At 45.6% G+C, this 23784-nt stretch carries 14 protein-coding genes; 8 read left to right on the forward strand and 6 right to left on the reverse strand.

The window, feature by feature from the left end; translation table 11 throughout:
- Positions 1-128 precede the first annotated feature (128 nt).
- Genes CLV99_RS02540 through CLV99_RS02560 form a run of 5 tightly spaced genes read left to right on the forward strand, consistent with a single transcriptional unit; the run spans position 129 to position 7892 of the window.
- The gene (locus tag CLV99_RS02540) at positions 129-2948 is read left to right on the forward strand and encodes a TonB-dependent receptor (protein ID WP_133582917.1); all 2820 of its coding nucleotides are present in this window, start codon (positions 129-131) and stop codon (positions 2946-2948) included.
- 14 nt (positions 2949-2962) lie between these two features.
- A complete protein-coding gene (locus CLV99_RS02545; protein ID WP_133582918.1) occupies positions 2963-4204 on the forward strand; it encodes a DUF4876 domain-containing protein in 1242 nt (413 codons plus the stop codon).
- Between the two features lie 19 nt (positions 4205-4223).
- Positions 4224-5777: a DUF6850 family outer membrane beta-barrel protein gene (locus CLV99_RS02550; protein WP_133582919.1), complete on the forward strand. Its 1554-nt coding sequence runs from the start codon at positions 4224-4226 to the stop codon at positions 5775-5777.
- Between the two features lie 54 nt (positions 5778-5831).
- Positions 5832-6680, forward strand: a complete 849-nt coding sequence (locus CLV99_RS02555) for a hypothetical protein (protein ID WP_133582920.1) — start codon at positions 5832-5834, stop codon at positions 6678-6680.
- Entirely contained in the window at positions 6681-7892 is a 1212-nt protein-coding gene (locus CLV99_RS02560) for an APC family permease (RefSeq protein ID WP_133582921.1), read from the forward strand.
- Positions 7893-8352: 460 nt separating this feature from the next.
- Here CLV99_RS02560 and CLV99_RS23105 read toward each other — a convergent pair whose 3' ends face one another.
- Entirely contained in the window at positions 8353-8529 is a 177-nt protein-coding gene (locus CLV99_RS23105) for a hypothetical protein (protein ID WP_162849980.1), read from the reverse strand.
- Between the two features lie 214 nt (positions 8530-8743).
- On the opposite strand from CLV99_RS23105, the gene CLV99_RS02565 reads away from it, so the two are divergent.
- Together CLV99_RS02565 and CLV99_RS02570 are read left to right on the forward strand one after the other, a co-directional pair.
- The gene (locus tag CLV99_RS02565) at positions 8744-13750 is read left to right on the forward strand and encodes a DUF4132 domain-containing protein (RefSeq protein WP_133582922.1); all 5007 of its coding nucleotides are present in this window, start codon (positions 8744-8746) and stop codon (positions 13748-13750) included.
- 3 nt (positions 13751-13753) lie between these two features.
- Entirely contained in the window at positions 13754-14164 is a 411-nt protein-coding gene (locus CLV99_RS02570; protein WP_211348387.1) for a hypothetical protein, read from the forward strand.
- 1024 nt (positions 14165-15188) lie between these two features.
- On the opposite strand, the gene CLV99_RS02575 is transcribed toward CLV99_RS02570, so the two are convergent.
- A complete protein-coding gene (locus CLV99_RS02575; RefSeq protein WP_133582923.1) occupies positions 15189-15617 on the reverse strand; it encodes a nuclear transport factor 2 family protein in 429 nt (142 codons plus the stop codon).
- 47 nt (positions 15618-15664) lie between these two features.
- On the opposite strand from CLV99_RS02575, the gene CLV99_RS02580 reads away from it, so the two are divergent.
- A complete protein-coding gene (locus CLV99_RS02580; protein ID WP_133582924.1) occupies positions 15665-15898 on the forward strand; it encodes a hypothetical protein in 234 nt (77 codons plus the stop codon).
- A 4-nt stretch (positions 15899-15902) separates the two neighbouring features.
- Here the strand turns inward: CLV99_RS02580 and CLV99_RS23290 are convergent, their stop codons facing one another.
- The 4 genes from CLV99_RS23290 to CLV99_RS02600 all read right to left on the reverse strand — a co-directional run bounded on the left by CLV99_RS23290 (position 15903) and on the right by CLV99_RS02600 (position 23718).
- Positions 15903-17396: a TlpA family protein disulfide reductase gene (locus CLV99_RS23290; RefSeq protein WP_211348389.1), complete on the reverse strand. Its 1494-nt coding sequence runs from the start codon at positions 17394-17396 to the stop codon at positions 15903-15905.
- A gap of 54 nt (positions 17397-17450) precedes the next feature.
- Positions 17451-18800, reverse strand: coding sequence for a RagB/SusD family nutrient uptake outer membrane protein (locus tag CLV99_RS02590; RefSeq protein WP_133582925.1), 1350 nt, complete (start codon positions 18798-18800; stop codon positions 17451-17453).
- A gap of 4 nt (positions 18801-18804) precedes the next feature.
- Positions 18805-22362: a SusC/RagA family TonB-linked outer membrane protein gene (locus tag CLV99_RS02595; protein ID WP_162849981.1), complete on the reverse strand. Its 3558-nt coding sequence runs from the start codon at positions 22360-22362 to the stop codon at positions 18805-18807.
- A 156-nt stretch (positions 22363-22518) separates the two neighbouring features.
- On the reverse strand, positions 22519-23718 hold the full coding sequence (locus tag CLV99_RS02600; protein WP_133582927.1) for a FecR family protein: 1200 nt from the start codon (positions 23716-23718) through the stop codon (positions 22519-22521).
- Between the last annotated feature and the right edge of the window lie 66 nt (positions 23719-23784).

Genomic DNA, 23784 nt, shown 5'->3' on the forward strand with positions numbered 1-23784 from the left:
ACTTCGCGTCAAAAATATAATGTATAATTATTGTTGCAATATTGTTGCATTTGAAGTTATTGTTTTTACATTTGCAATATTGTTGCGTTTGCAGGGAAACAAGAATCAAACATTTTATTTATACAACTATGCCAAATTACCACCTTTACCGAATACGGTCTTTTATTGGACTGTGTTGCTTATTATTCCTATTTCCATTTGAAGGAAGTGCTCAAGGCCGGCAAGCCGTACAAGGGCTTGTGACGGAGATAGTGAACGGACAAGTTAGACCGGTGCGCGCGGCTTCTATCGTGCTGCAACCTTTTGGATTTACAACGTTCAGTGATACCGATGGTACATTTTCGTTTACTGCGGTGCCGAATGGAGCAGTGCGCATGCAGATTTCATACGTAGGAAAAGTTACTGTAGATACCCTCATACAAATTCCGTCGCGTTCAAGGATAGATATCATGCTCTCTGATCTTTCCTTTCGCCTACGCGAAGTGGATGTACTGGCACGATCAGTGGATAAAAGTAAGGGATCAACGTCGTATATCGGGCAGAATGCTATCGCGCATTTGCAGGCGAATAGTCTGGCGGATATTATGTCCTTGCTACCAGGGGGACTTACTGCCAATCCAAATCTGACGGGTGCCAAGCAGTTTAATATCCGATCGGTAGCCGATGGTGCTACTGATGCAAATGCCTTTGGAACATCGATTATTATCAACGGCTCCCCATTGTCAAATAACGCAAACCTACAATCGTTATCACCAGTGATGACGGGGGGAGCCGCAGGATTGGGCGGCGGTGGAATTCCTAGAGGTGGAATCGATACGCGTAATGTTCCTATGTACAATGTAGAGTCGGTTGAGGTAATCCGTGGAATACCAGGGGCACGATACGGCGATATCGCTTCGGGAGCGGTTATCGTTAATCAGAAGGCTGGTCGGCAACCGTTACTAGTGGAAGCGAATACCAATCCAAATGTATATAGTATTAATGCATCAAAAGGGATGTTGTTAGGTCGGGACAAAGGAGCGCTTAATATCGGAAGTACGTATGCTTACAATGTCAGTGATCCGGTGCAGTCGTACAGGTACTACCAACGCGCCTCTGTAGACGCTCTGTATAGTAATAGCTACCTTTCAAACCGACTGTCGAACACGTTAGGGCTTACCTTGCATCTCGGTCGAGATACCCGTCGACTGAATCCTGACGATGAGATCACGAGAATTAAGTCCTCTGCACAGGAAAAAGGCTTCTCTATCCATGCTAGAGGGGATTATCGAACAGGAAAGGACTGGTGGAGGGGGCTTGATTATGCGGCAAGGTTGTCCTACACGCACAAGAATGGTGACTATCAGGAACAATATACTGCAGCTACATCTGCCTATGGTATGACCTATCTGGATGGTGCTATACTGACCAATCGGCCGGGGATGCGGCTGTATGATGTCAAGGGTACGGAGATTACCCGGATACCAGAGGGAGAGGAAAGTAAATATGCGGTTTATCTGCCCAGTACCTATCTCGGTAAGCATCATGTCGAGGGTAAGGAGCTGAACCTATTTTTGAATGTAGGAGCACAATTTTTCAATCGGCTGGGAAATACGGCACACAACTGGAGTATGGGTGCGGATTACCGTTCGGACGCTAATAAAGGAGCTGGGAAAAGTTTCGCAGACAGCCTTCCGCCATACCGTAATTTGCAATACGTAAACTCAGCTTACCGTAACAGAAGCTACTCGGATATCCCGGCTTTACATCAATTGGGACTATATGTAGAAGATAATATCGTCGCACGGTTAATGGGGCGTACAGTGAATGTCGCAGCAGGGCTACGTTACGATTATTTCGGACAGGGGAGGTCGGTATGGGCTCCTCGTCTGAATGCAAATATGGAGGTGTTTCCCGGGGTATTGGTATTACGGACGGGATATGGTGTGCTTGCCAAAGGACCTAGCTTACTGTACCTGTATCCTGAGAATGCTTATTTCGACTATGTTAATGTCAACGAGATGGCCACAGGTAGGGAGGATGCCGTATTTATGACAACAACACGCGTGTTTGAAACCCAAAATCCGGAACTGAAGATTGAAACGAATGTGAAGCGTGAATTAGGGCTGGATTTTAAACTGGGCAAATCTAAGCTGAGCCTTACGGGATTTAAGGAAAGTCGACATAACGGCTATGGGATAGGGAATACGATAGAATCTTTCAGACCTGTTCAATTTGTACAGTACGAACGGGTCGGTACTACCGGCACTACGTTTAAAGAAATATCTTCTGATGCAGTATTGGCTAAATTTAATCGGCCACATAACAATAATCGATTGGATAAAAACGGAGTAGAGTTTCAACTGGATCTTGCGCGTATCAATAGCATACGTACGCAGTTTGGGATGTATGGAGCTTATATTCAGCAGAAGGCATACACAGCTGATTATTTTTACTACGATGGGCAAAGTGGGGCTGGAGCGAATAGCCGTACACACATCGGACTGTACGAACCGGAAATGACTCAGGTGCATGAGCGGTCATTGGTCTCGACATTGAAAATGGTACATAATATTCCTAAGATAGGGCTAGCGGTTACCCTTACAGCAGATATTATCTGGAATGAATCCGACTGGACGGTGTACGGCAATGATTCTATTCCGGTTAAATATATCGATAAGAACGATGGACAGGTTTATAATTTTGATCTAGAAAAACGCGATAACCCAGCGTTTAAAGCCTTGTTAAGACCCGTAGCCCGCACTATGGAAACGGTGGAAAGCTACCCGCCAATGGTGAATTTTAATATCAATCTGACAAAGGAAATAAAGGATTTTATGCGGGTTTCATTCTTTGCCAATAATATGTTCCGCTACCATCAGGTGGTGCGTTCTGATAGGGTTCGTTCGGATTACTACCGTCGAAATATTCCATTCTTTTTTGGGTTCAAAATGGGGCTCTATTTATAATAATCTATACAACAATGAAAACGCAATTATATATGCTATTAAAAGCAGGTGTCTTATTATCGGCCATGACCATAATATCCTGTGCAAAGATTAATATGGCTCTAGAGACAGATGATATCAAGTACATCCAGTTGGAGCTGGAGGCGCTCCCCATGCTTGCAGATATCAAATCTACGGCTGGTCTAAAGGTGGTATTGGAAAACTATACCGAAAAATACCGTATCGAACGTGAACTGAATGAAGGAACGACGAAAATTGATAGTATCATACCGGGGCGTTATAGTATAACGATTTCAGGAGAACTGGATAATGGCGGGGACCGCTTTTTTTTGAATGGGAGTCTACCCAACTATATGTTGCTGCCCGGCAACGAAAGGATAAGAGTGAATGTGGATGGAGCAAAAGTGGGACCGCTGGCATTTACCGAAATCTTTTATGCCGGAACTGCTCCGTTTTATTTTAGGAATCAGTTTTACGAGATCACGAATAACTCGGATGAGCTCGTATATCTGGACGGCTTATATTTTGCCAATTTGCATCCTACAATCGCTACGACGACGCTACCGGTTTGGCCAGCGGAAGATAACGGCGCGTATGCCTATGCACAGCGTATATGGAAGATCCCTGGCGCTGGACGGGACTATCCACTGAAACCTGGGGAAGCGGTGACTATTGCGCAATTTGCAGCCAACCACAAGTTGCCCCAGTACAATCCAAATTCGCCTATCGACTGCTCGAAGTCCGAGTTTGAGTTTAATATGGACAATCCCAATTTCCCGAATCAGCCGGCTATCGATATGAAACATGTGTTTTACGATGGCCGAGCGGCCAAAGGATCCATACCGCAATATCTGACCTCTGTGTTTGGTGCTGCTTATATCTTATTTCGTGTTCCAGAAAATGATACCTATGACCCTGTAGGAAATACAAACTTACAAACGAGGGATCTAGGTACAACGTCAGCCACACTGTATGCTAAAGTACCGCTTAAATATGTAATCGATGCAGTAGAAGCTGCTCATAATGAAAGTATGATCGGTGCCAAGCGGGTTCCATCGGTTATCGACGCGGGAATGACTTGGGTGGGTGCAACATATAATTCGCTTGGTGTAAGACGTAAAGTCGTTGGTAGACGCGCTGATGGAAGTCCGATTTTTATGGATACGAACAACAGTACTGTTGATTTTGAAAGACAGGTGGTACCTGAATTCCGTCATTACGGTCAAGGTGTACCGGTATGGTCTAATGCAAACTAATCCACCTACTATATATATTATGACACTTTTAAAAAAAATTATCGCCTGTGGTGCAGTGGTATTGGCATTCGCTATATCGTCCTTGTATGCGCAGGAAATTGTACAGCAAAAGAATGTACTCACCTTGGAAATACTGGATTCACTGGGGACCTGGCGCAACAGTAAGAATGCGGCTGGTCTGATTTGGGATAAGCCTATGGTTTTCTCAAAGATAGAGATGGACTATGCTAGGGAGCAAGGGAATTTTAAACGTCCGGAAGTACCAGCCCGTAGCAATAGTCAGGGGGTATATGGCATCGGAAGTACTTATATAAACGATTCCTATATCCAAGGATTTCTCTCCTACAATAGGCATAAGAGGGAGGACGCTTCTTTCAATGCTTCGCTGATCGACCCAACACGGGATATGCCTTATCGGGTGTTGGATAGCAACGCTAGCGATTGGATTAACCAACATTATAAAATGGGGTTCGATTGGACAAGTCCGGTATTAAGTGACCGTTGGTCTATAGGGCTAGGAATGCGTTATGATGCTTCTAGTGGAGCCAAGCAACGGGATATAAGGGCAAAAATCAGCTCGTATGCGCTGCAGGTATCGCCTGCTGTTGTTTATGCGCTGACCGCCAAGCAACGTATAGGTGCGCATGTTTCCTATAGAAATAGCAAGGAGGAATCGGAAAATAGCAATGTAAATGTGTATGTAGATCAAGGTTACTACCTGCATTATGGCCTTGGCCATGCGATCCCTTATGTAGGTAGTGGTACCAACCTGAATTATAAAGGGGACACTTGGGGAACAGGAATACAGTATGAATGGAAGGGAAATTGGGATTTGTTTGCTTCCTCGGCTTATCATATAGGTGCAGAGCGTGTCACAATGGGCCTTTTAGAGACAAGAAGTGAGGGGCTGTTATTGAAGAAGGATATTTCTACCGAAGTGATAGCAAGACGAGTTAAGGGGCAATATATACATCGGATTACGGTCTCTCACCGCTGGCACGGCAATGTTGGAACTGAATTCTGGAATGAATTTGTCTCGGGGGTGGATAGTGAGGGGTATGTAAACCGCTATCGTGCCAATCGTAGCCGATATGAGGGACAGCAATGGCGAGCCCACTACCTGTGGATGGAGGAGACACCTTGGGGATACCGATGGAAGCTAGATGCTCTTATGTCTTATGATCAACAAAAAGACCGTTACATTTTGCCTGAATCGAGTATGATGATAGCGCATATGAATTATGGGATGGGAGTTTCGAGAGCTTTTAACTGGAATAGGTCGGTGTGGGCTATTGGCGCTAAAGTCTTACGCAAACAGAATCTAAAGGGGGAGTATAGTTATGGCGGTAATAGATCGGACGAATGGCCTGTGACGGAGCTGATGCAGGGCGATCTGCACTATCTGAAAGCGAGCTATTGGCGGTTAGATATTCCATTGACCTATACCGTTAAGTTACCAAAGGTAGACCAGCAGGAACTATACATGCGCGGAAACTTATTTTGGATTGATCCGGCCAGCGGTGGTGGAAAGAACCGAAAGGGAGGAGAATTAGCTTTAGGAATGACATTTTAAATAAGGGAACGGATCTGCTCATCAGTGGATCTAGAAATGATAATAATATATAATATGAACAAAATTATTTTAACGATATTCTTTGGTTTGCTATTGTTGGTAGGATGTCGTGTTGTAAAACCTGTGCAGCTGAAAAATGAAGTAATAACGTCTTCGGTTGTAAGATTGAGAGATTCTATACTGCAGGAGGGATTGGATGGAGAAGCATTATATACGCTGATGGGGGATGTTAAACCCATGAGCAGCGTGGTGTCTTTTTCCTTCCCCATAGGGAATGGAGATAGTAGTATACAGTTGGACGAGATGGTCTTACCGGTAGATTCTTTGCGTTATTTGGCTCGTATAAATCAAATACAACAAGCCGTAAGCCTGATTGATCTTCCCGATCTCAAGTTTGTTCTTGTGCCTTATCGAAGTGCATATTCAAAGACCAGGATACTACAGTTGAGTGTCGTGCGTATCTCCAAGTTGGACAGTCTGTTGGAAGCCAAATCACAATTCTTTGGACAATATGGCTTCGCACCAGGGGCTGATCCTGCAGTGGTGCTTTCAGTAAATGAGTATGAAAAAAAGTATGAGCGATTACGTGGTTATGGATATCTGTTCGGTTATCCGGATTATGCGGTAGACTTCTTTGTGGGGGCCTTTAGGGAGTCTGATGTTACGGGTAAACATGTAAGCCGTAAGTTTTTTCATATACCGACTTTTGAAAGAGCGGAGGGGAATTTTGTATATGCTTATCCGGTGGACTATACGCCCGGATTACAGGATTCTGCCTTGTATCAACGATCTGAAACACTATTGAAGCGGTACAAGCTACTGCGTAGCCGCTATACAAATGGCGTTGATACTGTGCTGAGGGCATATGAACTATTACGGGATGTAGCCCGTAACAAGGTGTAGATGAAGGTATTCGGGAAGAGGCCGTCTGCGGAAAAGCTGGGAGTGGGTGCAGGTATAGCACTCACTGTCTCTAATATGGTTGGAACCGGGGTGTTTACGGGCCTCGGTTATCAATTGTACGATAACAGTTCGATATGGTCAGTGTGTCTACTGTGGATTCTAGGTGGGTTTACTGCTTTTTGTGGAGCGGTAGCGTACTATCGGTTAATAAGTATTTATCCAGGGTCGGGGGGTGAAACACATTTTGTGGCGCAGATGTACGGTAGATGGTTGGGACTTCTAGTTGCTTTACTTTCTGTTGTGTTTGGATTTATGGCTCCGATAGCGCTGTCGGCGATTGCTTTCGCAAGTTATTTGCAGACTTTAATCCCTTGGGATCTAAAAATATTGGCCTGCCTTGCTATCGTGCTGGTCAGTATGGTGCATCTACTGCGCCTGACGGTTAGGGGAGCTTTTCAGACTGGATTGGCTGTAGTTAAGATGGGAATGATAATGCTTTTTATCGTGGCTGGTCTAATGTACGATAATGGTGCGGCTAAATTGGATTGGGCGATTCAAAGAGAAGAAGTCGACGCTATCTTCACGGCTCCTTTTCTGGGAGCGTTGATGTTTGTGCATTATGCATACTCCGGATGGAATACGAGTGTCTATGTCTTTAGCGAACTGGAAAACAAACGAACAGTTTACGTTTCTTTATTTTTTTCGGTAGTATGGATTACGGTGTTGTATGTCCTATTGAATATTGTATTTATGCGCAGTGTGGATATTGATCTCTTGAGAGGGGTGACGGAGGTTGGACAGGTAGTAGGGGATGCAATATTTGGTCCGATCTATGGCGGGATCCTGGTGTCTATCATAGGGCTGCTATTGATCGGAAATGTAAGCGCAATGGTGTGGGCGGGAGCACAGGTGTCGTTAAAATATAAAGAACTTCTACCGATAGGAGGTTCGTCGGGAGGGAAGAACAGTTTGCATGTACTAATTATCGCAGTGGGTAGTATCTTGTTTGTGTTGAAGTATGACTTTGAAAAGCTGTTATTGATTACCTCTTGTATCTTGTCTCTTGTTTCTGTGGCTGTAGTGTTGGGCTTATTTTGGACACCTATAAGACTGCGAAAACCTCATGATCTGACTTTCGGCACTAAGATCTGTGTAATCTTTTATGCGATAATGATGTTATCTTCCAGTATCTATGTTTTGCTTATCTTCTAGCTTGGGTGATGTATATGAGTAAGGAGTAGGAGAGTTATCGAATGAACCCCGACTAAGTCGGGACTTCGTTTCACTACGCATGTTATCGAGTTGTCGAGTGAAGAACCTGGGCGTCACTGCGAGAGGTAAGTTTCGACAGTAAAAGTAACGTCACCCTGAGTGGAGTGAAACGGAATCGAACGGGTCTACAAACTGTATAGTATTAATATTATAGTTCCTAGATCTCTCCACTTCGGTCGAGAGGACGAGATAGATTTACAAACCGAGCTTACCGTAGATAATCTGTCATTGCAAGAGGTTAGTTTTTTAACAAACACAGCGGAGTTTTAATGATAGTGTCTAACTTTAACCGAGCTTGCGAGCTCACCAAAGGTAATCCGTCTTTGCGAAGATCAGCCAGTAGGCGGAAACGAAGCAATCTTAAAACGGATTTACGATATATGGTTTATAGATCGGTTTGCTACGCATCTGCCTTCGGCGGTCGTAGCCTCGCGATGACGACATAGTTTGTAAACCGAGCTTGCGAGCTCAACGTAGGTAATCTGTCATTGGAAACGTAGTGAGGAAGTGAAGAAGTGAAGAAGGCGACGGCCGCTAGGCCGATTATATATACCCAAGGACGAATTGTAAATGGCATGCAACGGATATAAAACAGGTTCAATATTTCTGCAAACAATTTTGTACTTTGTCTTATAGGATGTACCTCTTATTATTTAGGAAGTCTCTGTAATGCGGTTAGCATGTTGTCTGCCAGTAGGTAGTTGTTGGGGCAACAAAATTTCAGCAATTGAGATGAATTAGTTAATTTGGGGTATTTAATGACGTATCTTTCACTTTAATAATTATCATCTATGATCCCCGCTGAAAAAGCCAGAGAGTTTATAACACAACATGATAAGATCTCGATTCCCAAAGAAGATTTTGAGCGTTTTTCTGAACCGTATAAGATCTTAGGACTTTATATCACAAACCAACTTTCAGAGTATTACGACTATTCGTCTAATTTTAGACGCTATCAGGAGCAGTTCGGTACGGATTCGAAAACGAATCCCTGGAACACGAAGGAAGGACTTGAGTTGGCGAACTTGCTTTATGGCACAGGGATAGGCCCCTATATTACCCGGATATGGGATTTTATGGATAGTCTACCTTATCAGGATAGATATACTAAACGCTCGTTTCGGATAGATCCTTCGCAGGCGTATTCGAAGAATAAACTGGGAAGGCTGATTTCTATCTACTATGGTGGGAACAATGGCTTTAACAGTATGGATCCGCTAGATAAGATGCAGTATGATGTGTATCAGAATGTGCAGGATATTGGTTTATATTATGCTTTATTGCTCATGGATGAGCCTGAGAAATACTACCCATTGCTGGAAGAGATTTTTCTTGGCGAACATGAAATCGGAGGAGTGTCTACGGAGCTGATCAGGGCTTTGCTTCTGACAGAAGAGGATAGGAACCATCTTTTGGTGGAGAAGTTGCTATTGGCTGCACAGCAGCAAGAAGGTTTGCGGCAGACCATACTGGAGACCTTGGATTTTACATCGGTCAAAGCGTTGAAGCGTTTTATCAAGCTGATATTGGAACATAACCTGATGCGCTTTTCTTCGGTGGTGCGTGCGGTGGATACCTGGTTCGGTTTTGGTTGGGAGGCGCCAAAGACGGCTACGGTAAAGCGTGTCCTGGAATTGGCGCTACAGTTTTTGGAACATCCGGAGCAGGTGGAGGGGGTATTGGATACAAAGGATAACCTTGAGCTCTATGTGGCACTTTGGGCTAAAGCGATTGAGGATGTAGATAAGGCTAATACATTGGTAGTCGATGTGGTTACGAGCGAATCGTCTGCATTGATGTCAAAGTTGGTGGCATTGTATTTTATGCGGGCGACGGAGCGGACGAATACGGACTTGACGGCTTATGCGGAAATACATGCTGACGAGGATATAGAGTTGGGCTATTGGTTATTGTCTAATCTGGCGATGCATGAGATGTCGGACGGACTGATGGCCAAATTTGTGGCTTTGGCGGGCAAATTGCCAACGGCAGGAAAGGTCTATTCGGAAAGAGGTTTTGCCTGGATGAACTATACCATCAAGCCGGAAGATATCTATGATGCGATGTTTGCCTACCTGCAGCCGCATCAGTTTGCGCAGTTGGCGGATGACCTGGTATCGATACCTTCGAGTTCGCGCGAAAAACTGATGCGCAAATTATTCCCGGATCATTTTACCTATAGCTGGTCCTTTAAAAGTAACGGCGAGAAGGTCACACAGATGGACCTCCAAGCGGACGATTGGCAGCGGAAGGTAATCCGGCAGGCGATAGTAGATCGGAATACCTCGGTGTCCTTTACGGGAATTAATCTGATGCGCTCGATAGCTGTACTGGAAGAAGATGTATTGCTGCTGGAAAACCTGTTGTCCCGTAAAGGGAAGGATATGCGCAAGGCTGCTATCGAGATCTTGCTGCAACAGCCTACTGAGGTGTTGAAAGCTGCGCTGTCCCGCCTGTTGACATCCTCGAATGTGGATCAGCGCCTAGGCGGGTTGGAGATGCTGACGATATTGCAGGATGATGCGGACTGGACTGAATATATCAAAGAACAGAAAGAGAAGTATGCGGCCCGTAAGCTGAATAAGAACGAGTCAATCTTTATCGCTAAACTGGATAATGAGTCTGTTGCTGCGGCTTTTACATTGGCGAATGGCTTTGGTGCTATAGATTATAATGCGCTAACGGATTTTAAGTTGCCGAAAAGTCAGTTTGAAAAGCCTAAAAAGAAATTGTTGAGCTTTAAGAAGTCTGATTTTCTGTTTCCGGATCTGATCGATGCGAAGAAGACGGTGAAAGGTGTGAATAAACTTTATGCTTTATTTGATGCGCATAAAAAGATGGAATATACCTACGAAGGGTATGAGGGAGCTCAGGAAACGACCCTACTGCAGCATAGGATCACGGGAATAAACCGCATTGCAGAGGATAGCGATGCGATGCAGAGACTGGATAATCTTCCCCTGGCAGAAGTTTGGAAATCTTGGTACAAAGAAGTGGAGCTGAATGATTTTGAACTATATGCTGTTATCTGGTATATCAGAGGACGATATAATAGACAAGAGGTGCAAGCTGATCTGAAAGATTTTCAGTTGCAATATATACCTGAATTTGATGGTCTTAATTATGATAAGATAAACTACTTGTATCAGAGTGATTCGAACAAGATAATAACGATAATAAACTATCTATTGGATGTATATGCGGACAAGCCTACCTGGGCTGCGTACAAGCTGGATGTGCTGGAAGATAGTTTGGCACGCTTCCCGGAAGAGTTGAAGAGCGTTACCTTCAATAACCCGGAGTATTTCTACAATCAATCCCTTCGCTGGACGTATATGATAGATGGGATGTTCTACCCGATAATGGATCAGGATCATGTGTATTATGACGAAGCGCAGTTGCTACGCTTGTATCAATTGCGGTTATATATTGCTTGTCAGCAGCTGGGACAGGGACAGGTTATGGGGACTGTAAAGGACGTGGTGCCTTTTTTAAAGAAGCTGTTTGATAATTCGAGCAATGTGAAGGTCGATATTCCAAGTTTTGAGCATATTTTTAAGGCATATAGCCTACAGCTGATCAATAATGATGACCTGCTGTTTTTATCCCTGCTGAACAAGGATATGTTTTTCATATTGGATGGGGGACAGAACTATCATACGAACCGCCTCAAACACTATACGATCCCGGAGATAAATGGCCTGCTGAAGAAGAATATGCTTACGGTGGAGCTGGAGCGGGGGGATATGCCTACGGAAGCGTCGCCATATATTTCGAAGATTCAGGAAGTGGAGGGTACGGAGTACTTCTTTGAGGTACTGCAGCGTATAGGTAAAGAGAATTTTGACAGGGGATATAGCTACGGTAGGGATACGGATAAGAAATATACGTTTAGCCATATATTGAAGAAATGCCATCCTACAGAGGAGGAACCTTTTGAGGAGTTTGCTAAACAACTTAAAGCAAGTAAGCTGGAGAAGAAGCGGCTGGTGGAGGTGTCCTGCTATGCGACGCAATGGGCAGACTGGCTGGGGGACTATATGAAGATTCCGAGTCTGGAAGAGGCGGTATGGTGGTTCCTGGCGCATACGACGGATTATATGGATGCGGAGAAGGAGACTGTTATATCGCGCTATTCGAATGTGCCACGGAATGATTTTCAAAAAGGGGCTATTGATATTGATTGGTTCAAACGGGTGTATGCGAACCTAGGGAAAGCGAACTGGAAGTTGGTACATGAGTCGGCCAAATACCTTTCTGATGGGATGGGCTACCGTAGGGTGAAGACTTATTCGTCGGTGCTATTGGGGGAGACGAAGATTACGGAAACGCTTAAAAAGATTAATGAGAAGCGTGATAAGGATTATGTGATGGCTTTGGGACTGATTCCGATTTCTAAGACGAATCCGGAGGCAGATTTGCTGAAACGCTATAATATATTGCAGACTTTCCTCAAGGAGAGTAAGCAGTTTGGGGCACAGCGCCAAGAGAGTGAAAAGAATGCCGTGGAAATCGGGCTGGATAACCTGGCGCGGAATGCAGGATTTGAAGATAGTGTACGCTTTGTGTGGGCAATGGAAGGAAAGGCTACGCAGCAGATTATGCAGGAGTCGGTCGTGGAGGTGGATGATGTGAGGGTGGAGCTGACGGTGGATGATGAAGGGAAGGCTGAATTACTGGTGAGCAGGAAGGACAAGGCACTGAAGAGTATTCCGGACAAGTATAAGAAGAACAAGCTGATCGAGGCACTGAAAGAGGGCAAGTCTTATTTGACAAAGCAGTTTTCGAGAACGAAGCTGGCTTTAGAGAATTCGATGTTGCGTCGAGACAGTTACTCGGTGGTAGAGCTGCGCCAGATTATGGAGCACCCGATTGTAAAAGCGATGCTCAGCAAACTGGTGCTGTATGTACCGGCAACACAAAAGGCGGGTTTCTGGTCGGAATCGGGCTTGCTGGATACGGATGGTAAGGTCATCCCGGTGTCGGATCAGGATGTATTGGTCATCGCCCATCCGTATGATTTATTTCACTCGGTACAGTGGGATTTGTTCCAGCGCTATCTGTTTGTAAATGAAATGCAGCAGCCTTTTAAACAGGTGTTCCGCGAGCTCTATGTGCCTACTGCGGATGAGATGGAGCAGCGTACGCGGTCTACACGGTATCAGGGGCATCAGATACAGCCCAACAAAACGGTGGCACTACTGCGTGGCCGGGGATGGACGGTAAGCTATGAAGAGGGCTTGCAGAAGGTATTCCACAAGGAGGGGTATCTGGTGACTATGTTTGCTATGGCGGACTGGTTTACGCCTTCGGATGTGGAAGCACCGACATTGGAACTGATATGTTTCTACTCGCTGAAAGATAGGTCGTTATTGCCGTTTGATGCGATCGACCCAGTGATTTTCTCGGAAGTGATGCGGGATATGGATCTGGTGGTGTCTGTGGCTCATGTCGGTGAGGTGGATCCGGAGGCTAGCCATAGCAGTATGGAGATGCGGGCAGCATTGGCACGGGAGAGTGCGCATTTATTTGGCCTGGATAATATTGAGGTCAAAGAACGTCATATTTTGGTGCGTGGTGAATTGGCGGAGTACAGTATTCACCTGGGCAGTGGGATGGTGAGCAAGGGCGGAAGACAGCTTTCGATTATACCGGTACAGAGTCAGCATAGAGGAAGGGTGTTCTTACCGTTTGTAGATGATGATCCGAAATCGGCCGAGATTATCAGTAAGATGCGCTACTTGGCTCAAGATAATAAAATTAAGGACCCAACGATTCTGGAACAGATTAATGCCTAACGCATGGAGCTGATACTACAATTAAAGCGACTGGGAAAGAAGCGGGTAATCAGTGTTCCCTATGTATTGGAAGCGGTACCTGCGACATTGAAGGAATTGATTGTGGCATGTGTCACAACTGAAGTGAAGCGATATAATGCGAAGAGGGAGGAGATACCGTTGGTCTCCTTCCTCAATCCGCAACAGATAGAGGAACAGGCGGAAGCGGGAAAGATTGCTTTTGGTGATATCGATAACCTGCAGCAGGTAGTCGAGGATAAGGCGCTGGACACAGCATTTCAGGCCTTTGAAGATGGTCTGTTTGTGGTGTTTATTGATGGTGTAGAGATAAAGACGTTGGACGAAGAGGTGGAGATTAAGGATCGATCTGAAGTGGCTTTTATACGGTTGACGTTTCTGGTGGGGAGGAGGTAAGGAGTAAGGACACCGTTCGTCACTGCGAACTTGTGAAGCAGTCTATTTTAGCAGAGAAGGTTAAGGAGTAAGGAGTAAGGAGTAAGGAGTAAGGACACCGTTCGTCACTGCGAGAGGTAAGATTTTTTACAGAACACAGCGGAGTTTTAATGACAATAAAAGTAACGTCACCCTGAGTGTAGCGGAGCGGAATCGAACGGGTCTATCAACTGTATAGGGTTAATTATATAGCTTCTAGATACCTCGACTACGCTCGGTATGACGATATAGTTTGTAAACCAAGCTTGCGAGCTCACCAAAGGTAATCTGTCATTGGTAGCCTGTGAAGCAGCTAGTCACTAACTATAATAGATTTTTATGCCGCTCAGTAGCCGCGGCGGGGCCAGTTCCTTTTCTCTTGACAGAAAAGGAACCAAAAGGTCAAGGCTTGGTTGCTCGGCTAAATTGTCTTCTTATTTCTGGCAATAAGACAAACTCACTTCGCTCAGACAAGTCTGATTGTTTATCAGAAATAATCGAAATTCTTTACGCCTTGCGCAACCTAGGCCGTTTTATCTAGATAATGGTAGTACTACCTTACGATTACTCAATTTATCGCCTGTAAAATTTTTGACAATTGTAGTGGGATGCAGAACCTTTGTGTCAAAAGTTTTAAGCGATGAGTTTAGCTTCTCTGAGCTACACTTCGTTCCGGTTTTTGCCTCCTTTTTTGCGGAAAACGACGAAGTCCTCATCCATTCCTTTGAAAACAAACACTTATTGGATAAAAAGGAGGAGCCCCGCCACGGCTCAAGTGGCATAAAAGCTAATTACTCTGGCATGGAGGACAAAGGAAACTTTGGCCCCCGGCTGTGTAGCTTTACGAAGTCATGATGAACATAGGGTAAACAGTCTTGATCTTTGCCTATTTTAACAGAAAAGGTTAAGGAGTGAAGAAAGTGAAGGAGTAGAAAAAAGGCCCACACTCCTGCGGGCCTAGGTTGAAACAAAAATCCTCAGTTTGAGGATTCCTGAAATCTATATCTTACGGGTAAGTCGTTACCACTTTGCTGATTTTCCATCCATCGGCAGATTGTACCATGGTAATGTAATCTACGCGGGTGAAGGTTTCGAATTTCATAGATACCTTAGCTACGGATGTTTTGCCTGCTTGATCTAATATTTCGTAGTCGGTCGAGCAGTTATATTTGACGCCTTTATTTGCTTTTAAGAAACCTAAATAGGCTGCTCTATCGGATACTTCGTTGCTTGCCGAATTGAGGTGCTGAAAATCTGCAGTGAACAGGTGTTTGTTGAAGTCGGTATTGCCAGATGTGATTGCCTCTGCGTAGGTGAGGGTGATTTTGTTTGCGTTTACATCTTTCAACGGATTGACTGTTTCTCGGGCTGAGGCGTTAAATCCAGAAGCGAATGCAAATAAGCTGGCGGTGATGATGGCGATAAGTTTGTACATGGCTGTTGTTTTTTTGTTTATGTCGTTTGTTTGTTAATCTGTTTTCTTTGTTGATAAGACGCCCGTTGTTTCTAAATGGTTGCGTCTGTTATCATTTTTATTTCTTATTTGTTGATTCAAAAGTAGGGGAGAATGGTGAGGTAGGAAATGGACTTTCGACCAAAGGATTTTATTTTTCGGTGAAAAGCGGAAAAAGTCAGGTGAAAATTCAGGAGGGCGACAGTGAAAATAGTAAAGGAGCCTTTATGGGGCTCCTTCGCATTGATATGTTCTCTATTTAGGTAGTTATTGTAATAACGATAGTAGTTCTTCTTTTAATTTGGGATCGGAAGGACGGTTTGCATTCGGTGATACGACATTTCCCTCAGGATCTAAGAGAATAAATCTTGGAATGGCATTGATGTTATAAAGCTGTACAAAATCCGTGTCAAAAGCTTTGTCGGATATGACCTGTACGCCGCCTAGCTGTTTTTCTGCTACGTAGTCTTTCCATTTTTGTTTGTCTTTTTGATCGTCAAGGGATAAGCTGACAAAGGTGATATTCTTGCCATGTAGCTCTTTTTCTAACTTGATGAGGTGTGGGATCTCCATTTTGCATGGACCGCACCAGGTCGCCCATACATCGATATAGACATACTTGCCACGTAGGTCGCTCAGTTTGCTCTGCCCACCGTCAATATTTTCGAAATTAAAGTCGGGCGATGGTTTGCCTTTGCGTACCGCCATCCGCTTGTCGTATATGGCTTTCATTTTTGGTTGGTAGGCTGCATTGGTAGGGTCGCTCATAAAACTCTGGTATAGCTTATCGGCCTCAGCATCTTCCTTGATCAGTTTGAGGTAGGCGCTGGAAAACTGATACCGGTAGTGTCCACCGATGGTAGGATCGTTGAGTTGGGTGTTGGCGATATGGATCTGTGCCAGCTGCATATTTTCAAAACCTTTGCTGCCCAAGAGTCCGCTTTTGTATACACGATCCGATATCCAGCTGTCTAAGAGATTGCGGTATGCTGAAGATTGATTAAATGACTGTACATCATCCAGTCGTAACATCTCGTAGTTTAATGAATCGACGAGTTTCCGTTCGTCTGTTGTAAAGCTTCTGGTATGAGCTGCTTTGTAAGCGGAGTCTATTCGTGCAGTGGCATTGGGGGCCGTGCGGTCTGAACTATCCATGAAGCGGTAGAAATTGGCCAGTTTGACGGAATCGGCTCCGTAGTAGATCCGATAGCTGCGCAGGGCTAGACCTGTTGCAAGGGCTGCCTCGTTGTTGAGTGTAGAAGCAAAGAAATCATCGCGGCTGCCAGCGGCTTGCTTTGCGACAAATGTACGGTATTTGTCAAGCTGGGAAATGAACACAGGAATATCCATGGCATAGGCCTTGAATAGCGGGCCGTCGGGCGAGCTTGGGATAAACCGGGATAGGGACTGGCGGCTGTTGTATAGTTTTTGGTTTTCGGCGGCACCCTTTCCTTTAAAGGTGTTTTTCCCATTTTTATTAACCGTAACCTGTAGCTGGTAGTCAGGAGCAAGATAGAGTTCTCCAACTTTTTCGAGATGGTACAGTCCGGGTTGAAGGGTAGGAAATGTTGCTTTGAAAGTGCCGTCTTCAGCTAATTCAACAGCTGCTTTATAACCATTGACCTGTGATAGGGTGAGTGTCTGCTGTTGTGATTCGGGATTGGGGATGCGCCCCTGCAGGCTGACCTGCTGTGCATAGGCTACAGTGCCGATCGTGGATAGGCCTAATGTGGTAAATAGTAGCTTTATCTTATTATTCATCGTCATGTATCTTGAGTTTGTCCCTGCCCATGAGCAGGGACAATGGTTCTTTAATTATTCTTCGTTAAGGATTATTCCTCTATTAAACTGTTGGACACGTGCAGGGATCTGGAAGGTATACTGCTTGCTTCCTGGTGCTAGCGTAGCCATAACCTTGCCATTGCTCGGGTCGATGCGCTGTACAGTGGGCATTCGGTTTTCGCGATCTAGGCGCTTCATATCCATCCACCTCGGTCCTTTAAAGGCCAGCTCCCGTCTCCGTTCAGCAAGCACGATCTTTAAAGCTTCTTCCTTGTTGCCTGCTGATAAGTCCGTGTAGGCTGCTTTTAAGATACGTTTTTTGCGAAGACTGTTGACAATTTCCAGTGCCTCGGATACTTTGCCTGCGCGGGCTAGGGCCTCGGCTTTGCTGAGGTAGATCTCAGGGTAACTAATACCTAAATTGGAACGCCCCGCAGGTGATACATAAAAGATACCGTTGTTATTTGTCGACGAAAAGAGGAAATAGCGTAGGTCATTGCTGTTGTAATAACTCTTAAGATCTTCGGAGTAAAGCATAAATAAGGGCACGGAGTAATCGCTAGAGCCTTGCATCCATACGCATTCGGGACCTACTTCTTCTTCGGGAAGTTCGTAGACATCTTCGTAATCATTGTAGTCCACAAGGGTATGGGGATTGGCTAAGGTGCGGTCCGCAAAAATCAACGATTTTTCATAGTTGCCAAGGTATAGGTATACGCGCGTCAATAGGCCAAGTGCTGCTTTCTGTGTAACGCGATACCCATTTTTGTTCACCTTTGGAAGGTGTTCTACCGCCGATTCGGTATCATTAAGGATCAAATCCACGACCTCCTGTAGTGTAGCGCGTTGTGGAATCGCATCGGTTACATTGGTGCTGCTTACCAAAGGTACACCCGGTAGGGAGGCTGCAGTCTGCGGATCGTAAGCCTTAGCGAAAGCTGTAAGCAAGTGGAAATAAGCAGATGCTCTATTCACTTTAGCCTCTGCAATAAGCTGCTGCTTTTGGCTGTCCGAGCCGTTGCTGGTACCGGGCACCTGATTGATAATCACATTACAATGGTAAATGAGTGTGTAATAGGGACCCCAGATGACAGGAGGTGTGAGCTCGTTGGGATCTAATCCGGGACGCCAGTAGTAGGAATTGGCTTGCGTCGAACGATTGTGTTCGTCGTAGAGGTCAAAAAAATCGTCTGTCGTGTAGAGAAGCTCCGGCGGAAAGGCCAGTGTCATCTGCTGGGAGAATAACATGCCTTCGTAGTCTTCTATCTTATCAGGTATGATAATGCCTTTGGGCTTGACTTCAAGAAAGTTGTTACAGCTGCTAAGGAATCCAATTAAGATCCCGATAGAGACTAAAAACAAATTGGTTTTGATCGTTTTCATGGGATTAAAATTTGGCAAATAATGAAATACTGTACATCGGAGGCTGACTCAGTAACCTGCGTTGCCCATTTTGTTTGTCGATGGCCTCCGGATCAATGCTGTTGTCGCTAAAGGTGTAGCGCCAAGGATTCTGCGCCTGAAGACGGATCTGCGTCTGGCTTAGTCCCATCTTGCTGAGGAATGCTCCACGGGCATTGTAGGTCACGACTACGTCGCGTAGACGGATGTAGTCTGCACGCTTGACATATTCAGAAGCATACTGGTAGCCGTACAAGGAATATGAACTGAAGTACAGTGGGTTTGATGCATTGCCACGTGCGAACCCAGGGATGCGGGTGCGGTTCTCGTCGCCGGGCTCGATCCAGAAATCAGTACTTCCGGCAAGTAGATTGTTGGGAGCGAGGTTGCCCAGGTTATTCGGATTGGGCTGTTCGACCCGCATCACATGGCCGCCATAGTACATCAAGAGCGCACTGAGTTCCCAGTCACCAACGCGTACACGGTTATTAAGGCCTAGTACGCGTTTTGGTGTAGTAGTTCCATTATATACTAAGTCGTCGAATAGTACATCTACTGCGTTGTTGCCATAGAAATTGAGCACACGGGGGATATTCTCCTTGTTATAGACGAAGGGTTGACCGCGTTCGTTAAGACCTCCATAATTGTAGCTGAACACGGCATCCATCGGGTAGTCTTTGCGGTTGACACCTTTGCTGACGATAAGCTGACTGTTGCTGTATTCTGTCGTCTTGACGGCAGTCACATTATTGTGGTTGAATGATGCGGTGAGGTCCGTATGCCATTCAAACTTGGGCTTACGGATGTTGGCCGAACTGATAATAAACTCTAGTCCCCGGTTCTGTATCGACGCGGTATTGGCATTGTATTGGTTAAAGCCACTCGTCGGATCGGCATCGTACAGACCAAAAAGATCAAATGAATTTTTGATGTAGCCATCTACCGAACCTGTGATTCTATTGTTCCATAATCCGAAGTCTATTCCGGCATTATAATTCCGCGTTGTCTCCCAGCGTATAGACTGGTTTTCGGGAGTGAGGATATTGTTGGCGATGACAGGCTCGTAAGGAACCATATTCAAACGGGACTGCAAGATGAGGAATGGGCCGCTGTCACTGGCAGGTACATTACCATTGAATCCCATGGAAGTCCTTACTTTTAACTCACTGAGCCATTCTTTGTCTGCTAGGAAGTTTTCTTTATGTGCCAGCCAGCTTAAGCCCGCAGACCATAAAGGTTTGTTTTTGTACTTCTTGTCGACCCCAAACAAGTTGGACTGGTCTAGACGTAGACTACCTGTAGCGATGTATTTGCCACTATAGATATAAGTGCCGCTCATGTAATAGGACATAAAACGAGTATCGTGATGTGTCTCACCGATATAATTGTCCATACTGAAGGGGAACAGCATTTTGCCCACTTCGGTAAAGGCCGGGAAAGAAAGGCCGCCCAGCGCCTGGTAATTGACAGGCTTGGATACCAGTACTTGTCCGTCATATCCAAAGAAGGAGTTTTTCGATCCTGTACGAAGTATTCTCCGCTGTTCAATACCGGCGATTCCGCTTAGTTCATGCTGATCACCTCCGAATCTATGGCTGAAGTTGAACTGTCCGCGGAGGGTGTATGAGTTTTCTTTTAAGTGATTGCGGGTCAGTTGGTCACCACGTGGGATGTCAAGGAACTCTGGCGCACCCGTCAGCTTGTTTTTGCGTGCACGGCTGTTGATCATCGCACGTAGCTGGTAGGCGTCTTCGGTGGTGAGCTGGTCATTGACACCGCTATTGCTTTCGAATACACCACCTATCTCGGCCGAAAGCCAGTCGTTGATTTTGCCATTGAGGCGTCCCTGTAGCCGGGCAATGGAACTGTTGCCTTTTTGTGTATTGGCATAGGTCTCGGCGTAAGGATAATAGTATTGATCATACAAGCCTAGGGCCAATAGTTTTTCATTACGCTCCGGCGTAACTGCGTATAGGGAATTATCGCGTTTAGGGCCTAATTTGACGGGTAGGGCATTGCCCTGCTCATCTACCAGACGCTCGTAGGCGTAAAAGTTGTGGTAGTCTACACGGCCACCTCTTTCATTGGTTTTGTAGGTGTATACAGCACGTAGATCGGCTGTAAGACGCGAAGATAGATTGTACGTGTTGGCAAGATTTACATTGACCTGCTTGTTTTTGTCGCCTACGTTATTGAGACGCTCGCCCACATAGTTGACTCCAGCCAGATAGGTGCTCTTGGCGCTGCCTCCGCTGACGTCGAGATTGAGGTTGCTGGTATGCTGTTGCTGGTAGAATAGCCTCTGGTAGTCTTTTGCATTATCGTAGGAAGCGAGCTGAGACAGCTTGCTATTGGCATCTTGTTCGCTAATACGGCCTGCAGCTTTATCAAACATAATCTCATATACCGGATTCTTGACATAGCCTAGTAATTCGTAGGTTGTTTCAGAAGGTTTTAACAGTTCAAATTGTTTGCGCTGTACGTCCACAACCTCAGATGCTGGTGCAAAATTAAGATAGGAGAAATCTGGGCGGGAACGGAATCCGTAGGTCGCACGTACATTGACACGTGTCTTGGCATCCTGTTGGCCACGACGTGTCTCTACGACAATGACGCCATTGGATGCCCGTACACCATAGATGGAGGCTGCAGCAGCATCGCGCAGTACGCTTATGGATACGATATCATTGGGATTGATCGTGAATAAATCCATCTCCATAGGGAATCCATCTACGACGATTAGGGGTTGCTTGACCGCGTCGAATGTGGATACACCGCGAATGGAAAGCTCTCCTGACTGGCTGTTGTAGACGAGCCCTGGAATCTTACCTTCTAGGTTCTCGAGAAAATTTCCGGATACGGAAACACGCTGGTCGTAGGTGGCCTGATTCATGACGGTCGCAGCTCCGGTAAGCCTGGTTTTGTCTATTTTCTGATAACCAGTATTGACCAAAACTTCTTGTATGGCAGAGGAAACACCTCGCAATTGGATATCCCCTAGATTGGGTCTGACGCGTAACTGTGTAGGTTCATAGCCAAGGTAAGAGATGGACAAAGTTGCATTTTCAGGAACCTGATGGATTTCGAAATAGCCTAAACTATTGGTTAGACCGGCGATGTCACGACCGATGACGCGTACCGAGGCTCCGGGGATAGGGCGCTGTAAGGAGTCGATCACGCGGCCTTGTACCCGAATGGTGCCTTGTTGGTTTTCGTTGGGACTGTTGACACTAGTCCTTTGGGAAGGGGTAGCTATGCGTGTGAGGACTACAGTCTTGTCTTCAATTTTAGCATGTAGTGGCTGGCCCTGTAAAACTAGATTTAGAAAGTCGGGCAGGGGCATGTTCTTGACATCTATGGAGACGGGTTTGGCTCCAGCCAGGTGATCAAGGTCTACATAGATGGCGTAGCCGGTCTGCTGTCGGATGGAGCGGATCACATCCTCCAGTTTTGCTTGCTTAACGCGAAGCGTAACAGACTGTGAAAAGGTGGAGGCACTGACGTGTAATAGGCCCACCGATAGAAAGAGCATTAATAGCTTCATGACCCTAGTTAAGTAACGTATATTCATTAACTTTGTTAAGGTTTAGGTAAAAAATAAGTTAGTTTTCATTTAGACCATTTGAGGGGAGTGTTGGTAGCACTTCCCTTGTTTTTGCGACGTCGATCTGCCGTCGGTTATACCGTTGTTATACCCAGCTTATGGTGTGACCTCCTTTCTCTTACTGATAACGAGACGCTGCTTTCCGCTATCGCTTTTTTCCATGCGGTAGTGAATACCGCTATTGTTAAGAAAACGTAACACTGCACGTAGATTGTCTGTGCGGAAGGCATCGCCCATCATGCGGTTTTGGGGCTTTTCGGTTTCATAGATGACTTCGAAACCATACCAGCGGCCCATCTCTTTCATGATCTGATCGAAAGATTTATTATCAAAGCTGAATTTTCCGGACTTCCACGAAATCTCGGTATCTACGTCGACCTGTTGTCGGATGATTTCATCGTTCTTGACAACGGCCTGCTGTGATGGTGATAGGGTCTGCTGTCTACCTGAGCGGCTATTACTGACCTTAACGCTCCCCTCGACAAGGGTGGTGCGCCAGACTTGCTCGTCGGCGTAAGCAGCTACATTGAATTGTGTGCCGAGTACTTGTATCTCCTGTCTGGAAGAGCGTACTTTAAATGGTTTATTAGGGTCTTTGCTGACTTCGAAGTAGGCTTCGCCGGATAATTCGACAAGACGTTGGTTGCCTTCGAAATGATCTGGATAGCGAAGACTAGAAGAGGCATTGAGCCATACCTTGGTACCATCGCTCAGTATGATATGGTAGGTGCTCCCGATAGGGGTGGCAAGTGTCATCCAGGTGGATCTGTTCTTTGACTTTTCGACATCGACCAAAGGACTGCCATCGGCATACGCTATCTTGCGTTGATCAATGACAATAGCGGACTCTTCCTGGTCAAGGAGGAGGGTTCTGCCATCTTCTAAGGTGATGGTAGCTTTGCTTTGAGTCGGGTATATGTTGTCTATTTCGGCGTATTTTTCACTTACTATGCTTGACGTTTCTGTACGCTTCCAAAGAAGTAACGAAAAGGCGGACAGTATGATGATGGCAGCGGCATAGCGGATCCAGATCCGGATGCGCGAGGACCGAGGAATGGATCGCAGCTCCTGCCTATCCTCGTGTCCTGTGATAGTCTCGTGCGAGGGAATGATGATGCTGTCATAGGCCTGTAGTTGCTGAAGGAGGTAATCGGACTCTGCTACGGAGCTAGCGAGCTGGCGGTTGGCTTCGGATTGGTTCAGCCAGGTGTTCAGAATCTCGCTATCCGCATCCGAGAGGGAGTTGGACTGTTTATCTAAAAGCAATCTTGCAATTTCTGCCGCCTTATCATTCATAATATATAATTATTCGTTTTGTATTTCCTTTACGGAGCTTATGAACACTCCGTATTTACTTCATGA

The organism is Sphingobacterium yanglingense (genome assembly GCF_004363245.1).
GTDB lineage: Bacteria > Bacteroidota > Bacteroidia > Sphingobacteriales > Sphingobacteriaceae > Sphingobacterium > Sphingobacterium yanglingense.